This window comes from Streptomyces sp. NPDC088706 (assembly GCF_044752765.1).
Taxonomy (GTDB): domain Bacteria; phylum Actinomycetota; class Actinomycetes; order Streptomycetales; family Streptomycetaceae; genus Streptomyces.
Genome location: NZ_JBIVLW010000002.1, coordinates 1 through 14,705, shown reverse-complemented (window position 1 = coordinate 14,705; position 14,705 = coordinate 1). Strand labels below are relative to the sequence as shown.

Genomic DNA, 14,705 nt, shown 5'->3' with positions numbered 1-14,705 from the left:
GCCGCCGCGGCTACCTGATCTCCAGGATCTTCTCGCGCATGGCATAGACCACGGCTTCCATGCGGGAGTGCAGCTGCAGCTTCTCCAGGATATTGCGGACGTGGTTCTTCACCGTGTTCTCGGAAATGAACAGCTCTTTGGCGATATCCCGGTTGTTCATGCCGGTCGCCACCAGTTTGAGAACTTCCAGTTCCCGTTCGGTGAGCCGGGGAGCGGGGACGAGCCGGCGCTCGTCGGTGCGCTGGATCATCGACTTGAACTCGGTGAGCAGCTTGGAGGCCATGGAGGGGCTGATCTGGGACTGCCCGTCCGCGACGGCACGAATGGCCGTCGCCACCTCGTCGGTGGAGATCTCCTTGAGGAGGTATCCGGTGGCGCCGGCCTTGATCGCGTCGTAGAGGTCGGCCTCCTCGTCGCTGATCGTCAGCATGATGATCTTCGCGCTGGGGGCCACCTCCTTGATGGACGTACAGGCTTCGATGCCACCGCGTTTGGGCATCCGCACATCCATCAGAATGATGTCGGGCAGCAGGTCGGCGGCCTTGTCGACCGCCTCCGAACCGTCTCCGGCCTCGCCGACGACCTGGATGTCCTCCTCCTGTGCGAGGACGATCTCCAGACCTCTGCGGAAGAGCGCGTGGTCATCGACCACGAGGACCCGGATGGGCTCCTTGCGCGACGTACCGTCCGGGCCGCCGACGGTGTGGGCACCGCCGTCGTCGGAACCACTCGCATCGCGCACGGGCCCGAAGGTGTCCGCCATCGTTCCTCCCCCTGAAGGCCACGGCCTGATAGTCATCAGTCGTCCGCCAACGGCGTTTCACCGGCCGCCGATTGGCTTGGGACGCCATGATTCCATGCCGCGACGCCGAAGCGGTGGTCCTGCCCTCGCGCGCAGGTGCCCCCGGTGGCGTGAAAACGCTCCAGGGGCACCGTGACGGTGTGGCGTCAGCCGCCGAGCGCACCACCCGCGCCGCCTGCTTCGTCAGCGGCGAGCGGATCGGTCCTCAGGTGGATGACACCGTAGTCATAGGCGTGTCGCCGGTAGACGACACTGGGCTCCTTCGTCTCGGAGTCGACGAACAAGTAGAAGTCGTGGCCGACCAGTTCCATCTCGTAGAGCGCCTGGTCGAGCGCCATGGGTGCGGCGGTGTGGGTCTTCTCGCGCATCACGAGAGGCCCTTCACCCTGCACCTCGAGCGATCCGACCTTCGTGGTCGCTACGGGTTCCGACGGCTGCTCGCCGACCAGCTCGCCGTCCTCGTCGAACGAGGCGACACCCGGCACCACGTCCCCGACCTCGGCGGCCGACAGACGGCCGTTGCCCCGGCGGCTGTAGCGCTTGTCGTGCTGCTTGCGCAGCCGGGCCTCCAGCTTTCCGGTGGCCAGGTCGAGCGCTGCGTAAGGGTCGCCCGCCGCCGCTTCCGCCCTGATGACCGGGCCGCGCGAGTGAAGCGTGATCTCCACCCGGTCGGAACGGTCGGCCTGACGGGGATTCGGCTCCTTGGACACCTCGACGTCGAGGCTGATCACCTTGCCGTCGAACTTCTGGATCTTGTCCAGCTTCAGCTTCTCGGCCACGTGCTTGCGGAACCGCTCGGGCACCTCGGTCTTGCGGCCCTTGACGACGATGTCCACGCAGAACTCCGTTCCCGGATCACCCCGCTTCGACGGCGGGGCATCTCCCTTTTGCACCAGCCCCCGGTGATCCCCGGGGGCCTCGGACTCGGTGACTTTCGCCTCCTCCCCCGTCGGAGAGGTCACTACCCCACCGGCTCGAGCGCTTGCGGTCTATCGGTGAGTTACCTGCCCGGAACCTCACGGTGCATTCATCGAGGTTCGGCCTTCACCGCTCCTCACAACTGAACATAGCCTGCACACCGGGGTATCGGCACCCGCTGCCGGTACCTACCTCCGTTCAGGGGGTTTTACCCAGCCATTACCTGCAACGATGCAAGTTCTCGGTCAGTTCCGGTTTATTTCGAAGGCGGACGGAGAAGCGGAGACGACCGCCGCCGCGCAGGCTCCGCGGCCGGTGGGTCTCCCACCGCTGCCGAGCGCCTCGGTGACGGCCCGCGCCGCCTCGGCCAGCGTCGATCCCGTCGTCAACAGGTCGTCCACCAGGATCACCCTCCCGTGGGTGAGCAGCCGCTCTCCCCCCGTGGCCACCTCCAGCGCCCCGGCGAGATTCGCCCGGCGCCGTCGTGCCCCGAGACCCGACTGGTCGGCGACCGCCCGGCGCTGCCGCAGCACCGGCAGAACCCGGACCGCCCGGCCCGTGCGCCGCAGCTCGTCCGCCGCCGCCCGGGCGATCCGGAGCACCGGATCATGGCCGCGTGCCGCGGTCGCGGAGCGTGCGGACGGTACGGGCACCAGCAGCAGGGGTCCCACGGCTCCCGCCTGCCCCGCCCCGGCCCGCACAGCGGCCGCCAGAGCCCGTCCGAGCGGTACGGCCAGTCCGAGTGCCCCACGCTCCTTGTGGGCCAGCAGCACCGCGCGTACGGCGTTCTCGTAGGGCGCCGCCGCGTGCACCGCGGGGAGCCCCGCGGGCCGGGGCGATGGCCGCACGCTGCGGGGCGGCGTCCCGTTCAGAGCCATCTCGCACGCCGGGCACAGCTGCGTACGCGGCCTGCCGCAGCCCGCGCAGGCCACCGGCAGGACCAGGCCGGAGAACTCCCGCCACCACTCGCGCATGGCTCCACAGTGCCCGGCCACCGGGGAGCGGACCACCCCTGTGGAAAACCCTGCGGAGGGAGAGAAACCTCCAGAGGGCCCCGGGTGGGGGGAGACCAGGGAGAGACGATCCTGATCCGCCCCGGTGGGCCGGCGGCGGATCAGCCCGGGTAGACCAGCGACGTGCCTTCCTCCAGGACCGTCTGCCAGTTGTCCCCCGGCGAGAGCTTCACTATGCCGTCGCCCTCGGTCTCCGCCATCAGCGGAAGCAGCTCGTCGTCCGCCGCGGCGACCGCCTGGACCTGGTTCACACCGGGCAGCACCCCGGAGGCGCCGGAGGACGGTGTGGAACCGTCCGCCTGCACGTACCGCACCTGCTGGACACCGCCCGCCTCCTTGCCCACCACCACAAGACGGCTGCGGCCCGACCAGGAGAGGGCCGTGACGTCCGTGAGCTGCGGCGCGGCCTGGCGCAGGTCCTCGACCGAGATCGCCGGCGCCTCGTCGGACCCGCGCCGCTCGACCCGGCCGATCATCAGCGTCGTACGCCCGTCCTCGGTCAGCAGCAGAGCGATCCGCACGCCGTCCGCCGACAGCCGCAGCTCCTCGATCCGCGCGCCCTCCAGACCGGGGACGCGGACCTCCTGCGGCTCGCCCACGCCCTTGACCAGCCGGAGCAGGCGCGGGCGCGCCCGATCGCGGTCGGCGACCCACAGGTCACCTCGCCCGTCCCAGCTCGGCGCGGACAGCCGGTCGGCGGCCTTGCCCCCCGTGCTGGTCACGAGGGGGGCGGGCAGTTCGCCCTTCGCGTCCAGGGAAGCGACGTAGAGGTTCTGTCCGGTGGCCGAGACCGCGGCGGCCCGCTGTTCGTCCCGGGACACCCCGACAGCGCCCATCACGACCGTGCCGGTGCCGAGGGGGCCGTGCACCACCTCGGGTGTGCCGTCGCCCTCCATGGCACCGGGAAGGCGCTGAACCCTTCCCTTGGCGTCGATGAAGTACTGGCTGTCAGGCCCGTCCGAGCCCATGTCGGAGGAGAATTTCGCCGCCTCGTCCGCGTCCAGCGCACAGAGCCGGCCCTTCCCGCCCTCCAGCTCCACCTGCTCGACCCGCGCGGAGGTCAGGTCCCGGAGGGTGAGGAACACCTGGGCGGCCATCATCCGGCAGGCCGCCCGGCCCGCCCTGTCGGCCTTGGCGTTGAGCGGCACCTTCAGCACGTTCTGGTCGTCGGGGGCCAGGGCGACGACGCCCTTGCGCAGCGCGGTCCCGGTGGGGAACCGGGAGTCGACCACGGGCCGCAGCCAGTTCGTCGGCCCCTCCAGCAGCGTCCTGACCGTCTGCGTCGCCGTACTCATCCGTGTGACCGGATCGGTGCCGGTACGTACGTAGACGGGGTCGGCGACGAGCGCCGGCTGTCCGCTCGTCCGGCCGGTGGCGAAGTAGTACTTGTTCACTGAGCGGTAGAGCCGCTTGAAGTCCGACTGTCCGAGCACCAGGCCGTCCGGCACGATGTCGATGCGCCACTCGGTCTTCCCGTCCGCCCCCTTCTCCTGCACCAGGTGCAGCCGCTGGGAGTAGTCGGTGGGGGCGAGCGGCTGGTAGGAGCTCTGGGCGTCGACCGCCGCCACCTTCTCGCCGGTCAGGGTGTACGAGGTCTCGGAGTCCCGCCGCTCCTCGTCGTGGAGCAGGGGCCCACTGCGGTTGGGGGCCTGGGCCAGCACCGTGGTGCCCCGGCTGGGCTGCCAGGCCTTCGCGGCGTCCTCGCTCAGATACTGGCGCGTGGTCCGGAACCCGGGGTCGTCGCTGGTCATCGACTCCAGGAAACCGTCGACGATCTCACTGGGCGCCGCGCCCTCACGGGGCTCCACCGCGTACACCTGCACCTGGGAGTCCCCCGGCTGCGAGGCGTCGACCGCCTTGACGTCCCCGGTCACCGGCATCGACCCGCAGCCGGCGAGCACGATGACGGAGCAGCCGAGCAGCGCGGTCATCCGCACGCCGCGTCCGGGGCCACCACGACGGCGGTCAGTACCCACGAGTGGTGTCCTCCTGGTCGGAACGGTGCGCTGGGGAACCCGCGCCGCCGGAACGCTCCGGAGCCGGGCGCGCCACGACCCGGGCTCCATTGCCGGGCAGCGCCGCCGGATGCACCGAGGCGGGGACCGGATGCGGCACCGTGGCGCCGCGGCCGGGCACGGGGAGCGGTGAGCGCTCCACCCCGTGCTGGCTCGGCACGGTCCCCAGCCGGTTCTCCCCCGTCGGCGCCTCCTCGCGCTCCCGGTTCTCCCGGTTGCGCCGCGAGTCCTCGGGCTCCAGCGGTATCGGTGAACCGCGCAGCGGCTCGTCCGCCGTACGCGGCAGGGTCAGCCGGAACTGGGACCCGCCCCCCGGCTCACCCCAGGCCTGGAGCCAACCGCCGTGCAGCCGGGCGTCCTCGACGGCGATCGAGAGCCCGAGTCCGGTCCCGCCGGTCGTCCGGGCCCGCGCCGGGTCGGCACGCCAGAACCGGTTGAAGACGCGGGTCGCCTCGCCGGGCTTGAGCCCGACCCCGTAGTCCCGTACGGCCACGGCGACCGCGCCCTGGGCCACGCCCATCCGCACGATGACGTCCCGGCCCTCACCGTGCTCGACGGCGTTGACCACGAGGTTGCGCAGCACCCGCTCGACGCGCCGGGCGTCGGCCTCGGCGATCACCGGCTGGTCGTCACCGACGACCAGGAGGCGGCTGCCCTTGCGCTCGGCGAGCGGCTCGGCGCCGCCGATCACCCGGTGCACCACGGTCCGCAGGTCTATCGGCTCGGCCTCCAGCGCCGCCGCGCCCGCGTCGAACCGACTGATCTCCAGCAGGTCCGAGAGCAGCGACTCGAAACGGTCGAGCTGGTCGCCGAGCAGCTCGGCGGAGCGTGCGGTGATCGGGTCGAAGTCGGCACGCGCCTCATGGATGACGTCGGCGGCCATGCGTACGGTCGTGAGGGGGGTCCTCAGCTCGTGCGAGACGTCGGAGACGAAGCGCCGCTGCATCCGGGAGAGCTCCTCCAGCTGCTGGATCTTCAGCTGGAGGTTCTGCGCCATCTTGTTGAAGGCCTCACCGAGCCGGGCGATGTCGTCCTCACCGGTGACCTTCATCCGTTCCTGGAGCTTCCCGGCGGAGAGCCGCTCGGCGATACCGGCCGCCATCCGCACCGGCGTGACGACCTGGCGCACCACGAACCAGGCGATGGCACCGAGCAGCACGACGACGAACAGTCCGGCGGTCGCCAGGGTCGTCTTGACCAGCGTCAGGGACTTCTCCTCCTGCGTGAGCGGGAAGAGGTAGTAGAGCTCGTAGGGGTGCTGGTCGATGTCGTAGAGCCGCTTGCCGACGACGAGCCCCGGCTGCGACTCCTTGCCGTACGCGTACCGGATCAAGGAGTACGTCTGGAACGCCCCCTGCCCCTTGCCCACGTCCTGGCGCAGGCGCTCGGGCACGCTGGAGGCCTCGACGCTGCCCGAACCACGCGGAGCGCGGCTGCCCGCGCCCTCGTTCACCGAGTCCGCGCTGAGGGCGACCACGTTGAAGGCGTTCTTGCCGCCACTGGCGAGCTGGTCGACGAGCTCGGTGCGCCAGGAGGTGTTGGCGGTCACGCCGTCGGGCCCCTCGGTGCCCTGCCCACCAGGTGCCAGGGTGGCGTTCGCCTTCTCCTGGGCCGCGGCGAAACCACCGGCGGCCTGGGTCTGGGCGGCCTTGCCCTTGGCGTCGAGCAGGCCGTTGCGGACCTGCCCGATCACGACGAAACCGAGCAGCAGCACCACACCCATCGACATCAGCAGGGTGCCCGCGACGACGCGGAGCTGCAGATTGCGCCGCCACAACCGCACGGCGGGCAGCAGCGGCCGGCGCACCCACCGCATCAGCAGACGCGGTACGGGCCCGCCGGGCGCCCGGTCCTGGAACAACCGGCCGCCCTGCAGGAAACGGCTCATACGAGAAGCCTTCCGTCCCGGACCGGCAGCCCGCTCCGCACGGACTCCCGGCTCCCCGGGGATCGGAGCAGCACTGCCTCGGGCCATGTCAGCTCGGTCCCGCCTTGTAACCGACCCCTCGGACGGTCACCACGATCTCCGGCCGCTCCGGGTCCTTCTCGACCTTGGAGCGCAGCCGCTGGACGTGCACGTTCACCAGCCGGGTGTCAGCCGCGTGACGGTAGCCCCAGACCTGCTCCAGCAGGACCTCACGGGTGAAGACCTGCCACGGCTTGCGGGCGAGGGCGACCAGCAGGTCGAACTCCAGCGGCGTCAGGGCGATGGACTGCCCCTCTCGCTTCACGGAGTGTCCGGCCACGTCGATGACCAGGTCACCGATGGTCAACTGCTCCGGCGCGGGCTCTTCGGACCGCCGCAGGCGTGCCCTGATCCGGGCGACCAACTCCTTAGGTTTGAACGGCTTGACGATGTAGTCGTCGGCACCTGATTCCAGGCCGACCACGACATCGACGGTGTCGCTCTTGGCAGTGAGCATGACGATCGGCACACCGGACTCGGCCCTGATCAGCCTGCACACCTCGATGCCGTCCCTTCCGGGCAGCATGAGGTCGAGCAGCACCAGGTCCGGCTTGGCCTCACGAAATGCGGCCAGTGCCTTGTCGCCGTCCGCTACGAACGACGGCTCGAAACCTTCTCCACGCAGCACAATCCCGAGCATCTCGGCCAGTGCGGTGTCGTCGTCGACGACAAGGACGCGTCCCTTCATAATCGACATCATCCCATTAGCTAATCGTTACCTGCGATGACCTGGCACACAGCTCTGCCAGTCCGACCCCCGTGACCGGGGAAACGACCCCCTCCTCGGTGACGATCGCCGTGATCAGTTCGGGCGGCGTGATGTCGAAAGCCGGGTTGTACGCCGGGGCCCCGAGGGGTGCGACGACCATCCCACTCCCACCTCCCACCGATACGGCCTGCGGCGATGTGAGCTCCGTCACTTCCTGCCCTGAACGCTGCTCAACGATGATCGATGTGCCTTCCGCCGTGTCCATGTCCACGGTCGTCGTCGGTGCCACCACGATGAACGGCACGTGGTGGTACTTCGCCAGCACTGCCAACGGATAGCTCCCCACTTTGTTGGCCACCGAGCCGTCCGCGGCGATGCGGTCCGCCCCGATGAGTACGGCATCCACCTCACCCGCGGCGAACAGGGACCCCGCCGCGCTGTCCGTGAGCACGCTGTACGCCATCCCGCTGCGCGCCGCCTCGTACGCCGTCAGTCTCGCCCCCTGGAGCAGCGGCCGGGTCTCATCCACCCACAGCCGGCGCAGCCGCCCCTGCCGGTGCACCCGCAGCGCCACCGCGAACGCCGTCCCCTCACCCCCGGAGACCAGCGCCCCGGTGTTGCAATGGGTCAACAGCTGGTAGCCACGGCCCGGCATCAGCTCCTCCAGCAACGCCGTCCCGTGCTCCGCCATACGCCCGCTGGCCTGGGCGTCCTCCCGGTGCAGGGCCTGCGCCGCGGCCAGCGCCACACGGGCGGCCTCCACCGCCCCGGCCCCCTTCTCAGCGGCCGCCCGGTAAGCCGTGGCCACCCGTCTCACCCCGTAACCGAGATTCACCGCGGTGGGCCGCGTCTGCTCCAGCAGCTCGGCGGCTTCCGCCACGTCGTATCCCCGCGCCGCCGCGAGCGCCACCCCGTACCCCCCGGCGATCCCGAGCAGCGGGGCACCCCGTACCGCCAGTGTCCGGATCGCCCGCACCAGCGCGGGCACATCCGTGCACACCAGCTCGACCTCTTCCGCGGGCAGCCGCGTCTGGTCGAGGAGCACCAGTACGGGACCTTCCGGGAGCTCGTCCCAACGGAGTACGGGAAGCGCGGGAGGCTCGCTGCCCACCGGCGATTGCGCGTCCTGATCAGCCATCCGCCCAGTCTGCCCGGTGAGCTGCCCACAAATGAAGGCACGAAGGAGAGAAGGCTCCTGGTCCGCACGGCACCGGCCCGTGGCACGATGGCTGCCAACCTGCCGCCCCGATGAGCGGTCAGGACGGTGAAGGAGCGAGAATGAACGACTCTCCGGGCTGGGCGCCGCCCGGATCTGCCCCCTCCGACGGCCAGAAGGCGGGCATTCCCCGCCCCACCGAGCCCCAGGACGGAAGCGGGCCGACGGGACAGTGGTCCCCCGAGCAGCCGCCGCCCGGGCAGTGGTCCCCGCCGAGCAGCCCGACGGGTGGCCCCGGAGCACCCCCGCCCGCCCCCGGCTGGGGCGGCGGCTCGCAGCGCCCGGGCTGGAGTGCAAAGCCCCCGGCGGCGAAGCCCGGCGTCATCCCGCTGCGCCCCCTGGGCCTCGGCGAAATCCTCGACGGCTCCGTCTCGGCCCTGCGCGCCCACTGGCGTACCGCGCTCGGCTTCAGCCTCGCGGTCTCCGTGGTCACCCAGGTCGCCGTCATCCTCATGCAGCGCTACCTCCTGCCCGAGCCGACCGCCGTCAACCCGAACGCCACCGGTACCGAAGCCCTCCGTCAGGCGTCCGAGTCCGCCCGGACGACGCTGCTCTCCCTCGCCCCGGCATCGCTCCTCACGATGATCGCCACGCTCTTCACGGCGTCCATCGTCACCGTGGTGATCAGCCGCTCGGTGCTGGGCCGCCCGGTCAGGCTCTCCGAAGCCTGGGCCGAAGCGCGCCCGCGGGTCCTCCCCCTGATGGGGCTGACTCTGCTGGTCTCCCTGATCATCGCAACGGTCATGACCATCGGTGTCGGCCCAGGACTGCTGATGGGCTCCGGAGCCGGTGCGGCGCTCGCGCTCCTCGGCTTCACCGCCGCGTGCGTCGTGATCGTCTGGCTCCAGGTCAGCTTCGCCCTCGCGGCCCCCGCGCTGATGCTGGAACGGCAAGGCATCATCGCCGCCCTGCGCAGGTCGGCGAAGTTGGTCCGCGGCGCCTGGTGGCGCACCTTCGGCATCCTCGCCCTGACCTACCTGCTCGTCATCCTGATCGGCTTCTTCGTCTCCATCCCCTTCGGCGTCGTCGCGGTCATCGCCGACGGCACCGACGTCAGCGAGTTCTTCGAGGGCGGGGCCGCCTCCTTCGGCTGGCCCTTCCTGATCATCTCGGGCATCGGCGAAGTGATCGTCTCCACGCTGGTCTACCCCTTCGTCGCCGGTGTGATGGCACTGCTCTACGTGGACCAGCGCATCCGCTGCGAGGCGCTCGACCTGGACCTGGCACGGGCCGCCGGTCTGCCCGGCTACGACACCGACGCCCCTCGGAGCTGATGCGGTGCCGGGGGCGGGGGCCAGCGCAGCGGCACGGCACGTCATCGGCGCGGGCGAGGTACCCGTGGACACTCCACGTGTTCCCGCCCGGGAGGCGGCCGAGAGCGAGCTGTCCGAGCCGATGTACCACGAGAACGATCCGAACGTCCTCCAACGCGCCCTGAACCAGTTCTGGGACTGGGTCTCCGGTGTGTTCGACGCCGCGGCGGGCGCCGCCCCCGGTGGCCCGGCCGGACTCGTCGTCCTGGTCCTTCTCGTCATCGGCCTTGCCCTCGCCCTCGCCCTCTGGTGGCGGCTCGGCACCCCACAGCGTGCCTCCCCCGGCCCGCGGACGCCCTCTTCGAGAGCGACGGCCCCCGCAGCGCCGCCCAGCACCGCGCCGCGGCCGAGGCACACGCCGCCGCTCTCCGCTGGACCGAAGCCGCCCAGGAGCGCATGCGTGCGATCGTCCGGTCGCTGGAGGAACGAGCCCTGCTCGACCCCCGCCCCGGCCGCACGGCGGACGAAGCCGCAGCGGAAGCAGGCCGCGCCCTGCCCGGCCACGCCACCCGACTGCGCTCCGCCGCCCGGGACTTCGACGATGTCACATACGGCGGCCGCACCGCGGGCCAGTCCACATATCTGGCGCTGCGCGCCCTGGACACCGAGCTCGACGAGGCGAAGCCCGTGCTGCCCGGAGCCCTCCTGGGAGCCGCCGGATGAGCACGGCCACCGCCCCCTCCCCCACCTCGACCGCGCCCACCCCGCACCAGGTCTGGAAGCGCGCGCAAGGACTGCTGGTCGCCCTGCTCATCCTCGTCATCGGGGGCGTCACCTTCGCCGCCGTCCGCTCCGGCGACAACTACGGGCACCTCGACCCTCGTTCCACCGACCCGAAAGGCAGCCGCGCGGCAGCGGAGCTCCTCAAGAAGCGTGGGATATCCGTCACCGTCGCAACGACCCTCGACGAAGCCACCGCCTCGACGGGCCCCCACACCACGCTCCTGGTCACCGGCCCCAATCTCCTGACCCCGTCGCAGCAGCGTCGGCTCCACGAGGCAACAGCCGCCTCCGCCGGCCGCACCCTCCTGATCGCCCCCGGCCGGGCAGCCATATCCAGGCTGGCCCCCGGCGTACGGGCCGCACCCCACCGCCCGGTGCGCGCCCTCCCACCGTCGTGTGCACTCCCCGCAGCCCGTAGCGCCGGCACGGCGGACATGGGCGGCGTCCGCTACACGCCACCGGACTCCTCCGCCACCGCCTGCTACCCCAGCGACGGAACCCCCAGCCTGCTGCTCCTCGAGAACCGCCGGAACGGCGACAGCGTCCTTCTCGGCTCCCCCGACTTCCTCCACAACGAGCGTCTCGACAAACAGGGAAACGCCTCTCTCGCCCTGCAACTCCTCGGTTCGCGTCCACATCTCGTCTGGTACCTCCCCTCTCTGGCTGATCCGTCCGCCACCAGCGATGACGGCGTCTCCAACGGCAGTGACGACGACGGGAACAGCGGTGGCCGCAATGGTGAGGAAGCCTCAGGGGACGCAAGCAGCTTCCTCGACCTGATCCCCTCCGGCTGGCTCTGGGGAACGCTTTAACTCACCGTCGCCGCGGCCCTCGCCGCGATCTGGCGGGCCCGCCGGCTCGGCCCCCTGGTCATGGAACGGCTACCGGTATCCATCCGCGCGTCGGAAACCGCGGAAGGCCGCGCAGGCCTCTACCGCAAGGCCAACGCCCGTGACCGGGCCGCCGACTCGCTTCGAGCCGCCGCCCGAACCCGTATCGCCCGCCTCTCCGGCGTAACCGCCCGCGAGGCACACACCCCTGACGTTCTCCTCCCTGCCGTGTCCGCCCGCACCACGACCACAGGCGACGACCTGAGCTCCCTGCTCTTCGGCCCGGCCCCCACCAACGACGCGGCACTTGTCCTCCTGGCCGAGCACCTCGACGCCCTCGAACGAGAGGTACGCACTTCATGAGCGCCCCGACCCCCGAGCCGGCCGAACCCACAGCGGTCTCCGTGACCCCTGCGGCGCCGGAGTCCGCCGACAGCGCCCGCGCGTCCTTGGAAGCCCTCCGCTCCGAGATCGCCAAGGCCGTGGTCGGTCAGGACCCGGCTGTCACCGGACTCGTCGTCGCGCTGCTCTGCCGCGGGCACGTTCTCCTCAAGGGTGTCCCCGGTGTCGCCAAGACCCTGCTCGTCCGGGCCCTCGCCGCCTCCCTCAAACTCGACACCAAGCGGGTCCAGTTCACCCCCGATCTGATGCCGAGCGACGTGACGGGTTCACTCGTCTATGACGCCCGCACCGCCGAGTTCTCCTTCCAGCCCGGCCCGGTCTTCACCCATCTGCTGCTCGCCGACGAGATCAACCGCACCCCTCCCAAGACGCAAGCCTCCCTCCTGGAGGCGATGGAAGAGCGTCAGGTCACCGTCGACGGCACCCCCCGCCCGTTGCCGGACCCCTTTCTCGTCGCCGCCACCCAGAACCCCGTGGAGTACGAGGGCACCTACCCGCTCCCGGAAGCCCAACTGGACCGCTTTCTGCTCAAGCTGACGGTGCCTCTTCCCTCCCGGCAGGACGAGATCAACGTCCTCACCCGTCACGCCGACGGCTTCAACCCCCGAGACCTCAAGGCAGCAGGCATACGCCCCGTCGCAGGTCCCGCCGACCTGGAGGCGGCCCGCTCAGCCGTCGCCAAGACCGCGGTCTCCCCCGAGATAGCCGGCTATGTCGTGGATATCTGTCGTGCCACGCGCGAATCCCCCTCGCTCGCCCTCGGCGTCTCCCCTCGAGGCGCCACTGCACTGCTCTCGACCGCACGCGCCTGGGCCTGGCTCACCGGCCGGGACTACGTCACCCCGGACGATGTGAAGGCCCTGGCGCTCCCCACGCTCCGTCATCGCATCCACCTGCGGCCCGAGGCGGAAATGGAGGGAGTCACCCCCGATTCCGTCATCACCTCGGTGCTCGCCCACGTCCCCGTACCCCGATGAGGCGGTGACCATGGCCCTCACCGGACGTACCGCATTGCTGGCCGCGCTGGGATCAGTCCCCGTAGGCATCCTCGCTCCGAGCTGGACCGGGATGCTCGCGGTCAACGCACCGCTCTCACTAGCGATTCTGTGCGACTACGCCCTGGCAGCGCCAGTGCGTACGCTTCGATTCACTCGATCTGGTGATACATCTGTTCGACTCGGTGACGCGGCGGAAGTGCAGCTCACCGTGACCAGCAGCTCGCGGCGGCGACTCCGGGCCCAGATCCGCGACGCCTGGCCGCCGAGCAGCTGGCCCGCCGGCACCGAACAGGCCGCGTCCCGCAGCACCGTGACCATCCCTCCCGGTGAACAGCGACGCCTCGCCACTGTTCTGCGGCCGACCCGCCGCGGCGACCGGCACGCTGAGCGCATCACGGTCCGCTCGTACGGCCCGCTCGGTCTCGCCGCACGCCAGGGCCAGCACCGCGTCCCATGGACGGTGCGGGTGCTGCCCCCGTTCACCAGCCGGAAGCACGTCCCGTCCAGGCTTGCCCGGCTCCGGGAACTCGACGGACGAACCAGCGTTCTGACCCGGGGTGAGGGAACGGAGTTCGACAGCCTGCGCGCCTACGTACCGGGAGACGACACCCGCTCCATCGACTGGCGGGCCACGGCCCGCCAGTCGGCTGTCGCGGTCCGGACCTGGCGTCCCGAGCGTGACCGGCACATCCTCATCGTCCTGGACACCGGTCGCACCTCCGCAGGCCGGGTCAGCGACGTCCCACGCCTCGATGCGGCCATGGACGCCACGCTCCTCCTCACCGCGCTAGCTACTCGCGCCGGTGACCGGGTGGACCTCCTCGCCTACGACCGCCGCGTACGGGCGCGGGTACGAGGCCGAACCGCACCGGGTGACGTCCTGGCGACGGTCGTCAACACCCTCGCCTCATTGGAGCCCGAGCTCGTCGAGACGGACGCCAGGGGACTCAGCGCGGCAGCCCTCGCAGACGCCACACTCGGTTCACTGATCGTTCTGCTGACAACTCTGGAGGCCGCCTCCATCGAGGAGGGGCTTCTTCCGTTGCTGCCGCAGCTCACCCAGCGTCATACAGTGCTGCTGGCAGCCGTCTCCGACCCGCGGGTCGAGGAGATGGCACAGAGCCGGGGAACGGTGGACCCGGTGTACGACGCTGCCGCCGGCACTCAGGCCCAGGCTGAACGACGCAGCACGGCAGAGAAGCTCCAGCGCCACGGCGGCGTCGTCGTGGACGCCACCCCGGACAATCTTGCGCCCGCCCTCGCCGACGCCTACCTGGCGCTCAAGGCTGCGGGCCGCCTCTGAAGGAATGAAAGGAATGAATGATGAGCGGGCAACGGTCTGGCGGTAACGGGGTGATCTACGCCCATGCGTCGCCACTCGCCCGGCGCCCGACGTCCTCTCCACGTTCAGAACGCAGAAAAGCCCCGCACCATACGGTGCGGGGCTTTCCCGGAAAAATTGTTCGGCGGCGTCCTACTCTCCCACAGGGTCCCCCCTGCAGTACCATCGGCGCTGAAAGGCTTAGCTTCCGGGTTCGGAATGTAACCGGGCGTTTCCCTAACGCAATGACCACCGAAACACTATGAAAATTTGAACACCGGGCAACAACACGGCCGTTCGTTATTTCAGAACTAACACAGTGGACGCGAGCAACTGAGGACAAGCCCTCGGCCTATTAGTACCAGTCAGCTCCACCCGTTACCAGGCTTCCACATCTGGCCTATCAACCCAGTCGTCTACTGGGAGCCTTAACCCCTCAAGAGGGTGGGAATACTCATCTCGAAGCAGGCTTCCCGCTT

10 protein-coding genes, 2 rRNA genes and 2 pseudogenes are annotated in these 14,705 nt (G+C 70.3%); 5 read left to right on the top strand and 9 right to left on the bottom strand.

All coding sequences use genetic code 11. The features are described from left to right. Window positions 1-10: 10 nt before the first annotated feature. The 7 genes from ACIQAK_RS05705 to mtnA all read right to left on the bottom strand — a co-directional run bounded on the left by ACIQAK_RS05705 (window position 11) and on the right by mtnA (window position 8,561). The gene (locus ACIQAK_RS05705; protein ID WP_366387034.1) at window positions 11-763 is read right to left on the bottom strand and encodes a response regulator transcription factor; all 753 of its coding nucleotides are present in this window, start codon (window positions 761-763) and stop codon (window positions 11-13) included. Between the two features lie 185 nt (window positions 764-948). Beyond that, a complete protein-coding gene (gene hpf, locus ACIQAK_RS05700) occupies window positions 949-1,638 on the bottom strand; it encodes a ribosome hibernation-promoting factor, HPF/YfiA family (RefSeq protein WP_366387033.1) in 690 nt (229 codons plus the stop codon). Between the two features lie 327 nt (window positions 1,639-1,965). After that, window positions 1,966-2,694: a ComF family protein gene (locus ACIQAK_RS05695; RefSeq protein WP_366387032.1), complete on the bottom strand. Its 729-nt coding sequence runs from the start codon at window positions 2,692-2,694 to the stop codon at window positions 1,966-1,968. A 140-nt stretch (window positions 2,695-2,834) separates the two neighbouring features. Continuing rightward, on the bottom strand, window positions 2,835-4,664 hold the full coding sequence (locus tag ACIQAK_RS05690) for an LpqB family beta-propeller domain-containing protein (protein WP_366387789.1): 1,830 nt from the start codon (window positions 4,662-4,664) through the stop codon (window positions 2,835-2,837). Window positions 4,665-4,698: 34 nt separating this feature from the next. Then, window positions 4,699-6,723 (bottom strand): MtrAB system histidine kinase MtrB, encoded by a 2,025-nt coding sequence (gene mtrB / locus ACIQAK_RS05685; RefSeq protein WP_366387031.1) that lies wholly within the window; start codon window positions 6,721-6,723, stop codon window positions 4,699-4,701. Window position 6,724: 1 nt separating this feature from the next. Then, window positions 6,725-7,414 carry a two-component system response regulator MtrA gene (gene mtrA / locus ACIQAK_RS05680; RefSeq protein ID WP_007448372.1) on the bottom strand — a complete coding sequence of 230 codons (690 nt, stop codon included), beginning with the start codon at window positions 7,412-7,414 and terminating at the stop codon, window positions 6,725-6,727. A 4-nt stretch (window positions 7,415-7,418) separates the two neighbouring features. Next, entirely contained in the window at window positions 7,419-8,561 is a 1,143-nt protein-coding gene (mtnA, locus tag ACIQAK_RS05675) for an S-methyl-5-thioribose-1-phosphate isomerase (RefSeq protein ID WP_366387030.1), read from the bottom strand. A gap of 140 nt (window positions 8,562-8,701) precedes the next feature. On the opposite strand from mtnA, the gene ACIQAK_RS05670 reads away from it, so the two are divergent. The 5 genes and pseudogenes from ACIQAK_RS05670 (at window position 8,702) to ACIQAK_RS05650 (ending at window position 14,208) form a co-directional block, all read left to right on the top strand. Then, window positions 8,702-9,913, top strand: a complete 1,212-nt coding sequence (locus tag ACIQAK_RS05670; protein ID WP_366387029.1) for a hypothetical protein — start codon at window positions 8,702-8,704, stop codon at window positions 9,911-9,913. A 4-nt stretch (window positions 9,914-9,917) separates the two neighbouring features. Then, a pseudogene (locus ACIQAK_RS05665) lies at window positions 9,918-10,615 on the top strand (DUF4129 domain-containing protein). Continuing rightward, a pseudogene (locus tag ACIQAK_RS05660) lies at window positions 10,612-11,868 on the top strand (DUF4350 domain-containing protein). Before ACIQAK_RS05665 ends, ACIQAK_RS05660 begins: the two co-directional pseudogenes overlap by 4 nt. After that, entirely contained in the window at window positions 11,865-12,884 is a 1,020-nt protein-coding gene (locus ACIQAK_RS05655) for a MoxR family ATPase (RefSeq protein WP_366387028.1), read from the top strand. Before ACIQAK_RS05660 ends, ACIQAK_RS05655 begins: the two are co-directional and overlap by 4 nt. 10 nt (window positions 12,885-12,894) lie before the next feature. Beyond that, window positions 12,895-14,208 carry a DUF58 domain-containing protein gene (locus ACIQAK_RS05650; RefSeq protein ID WP_366387027.1) on the top strand — a complete coding sequence of 438 codons (1,314 nt, stop codon included), beginning with the start codon at window positions 12,895-12,897 and terminating at the stop codon, window positions 14,206-14,208. A 158-nt stretch (window positions 14,209-14,366) separates the two neighbouring features. Here ACIQAK_RS05650 and rrf read toward each other — a convergent pair. Beyond that, window positions 14,367-14,483 (bottom strand): 5S ribosomal RNA (gene rrf / locus ACIQAK_RS05645). Window positions 14,484-14,561: 78 nt separating this feature from the next. Continuing rightward, window positions 14,562-14,705, bottom strand: a 23S ribosomal RNA gene (locus ACIQAK_RS05640); the annotation flags it as partial.

Excerpts from the sequence above, each read along its gene's own strand:
- ACIQAK_RS05695 (WP_366387032.1), bottom strand. The coding sequence starts at position 2,694 with ATGCGCGAGTGGTGGCGGGAGTTCTCCGGCCTGGTCCTGCCGGTGGCC.
- ACIQAK_RS05690 (WP_366387789.1), bottom strand. The coding sequence starts at position 4,664 with ATGACCGCGCTGCTCGGCTGCTCCGTCATCGTGCTCGCCGGCTGCGGG.
- ACIQAK_RS05650 (WP_366387027.1), top strand. The coding sequence starts at position 12,895 with ATGGCCCTCACCGGACGTACCGCATTGCTGGCCGCGCTGGGATCAGTC.
- ACIQAK_RS05705 (WP_366387034.1), bottom strand. The coding sequence starts at position 763 with ATGGCGGACACCTTCGGGCCCGTGCGCGATGCGAGTGGTTCCGACGAC.
- mtrB (WP_366387031.1), bottom strand. The coding sequence starts at position 6,723 with ATGGCCCGAGGCAGTGCTGCTCCGATCCCCGGGGAGCCGGGAGTCCGT.
- ACIQAK_RS05670 (WP_366387029.1), top strand. The coding sequence starts at position 8,702 with ATGAACGACTCTCCGGGCTGGGCGCCGCCCGGATCTGCCCCCTCCGAC.
- ACIQAK_RS05655 (WP_366387028.1), top strand. The coding sequence starts at position 11,865 with ATGAGCGCCCCGACCCCCGAGCCGGCCGAACCCACAGCGGTCTCCGTG.
- mtrA (WP_007448372.1), bottom strand. The coding sequence starts at position 7,414 with ATGATGTCGATTATGAAGGGACGCGTCCTTGTCGTCGACGACGACACC.
- mtnA (WP_366387030.1), bottom strand. The coding sequence starts at position 8,561 with ATGGCTGATCAGGACGCGCAATCGCCGGTGGGCAGCGAGCCTCCCGCG.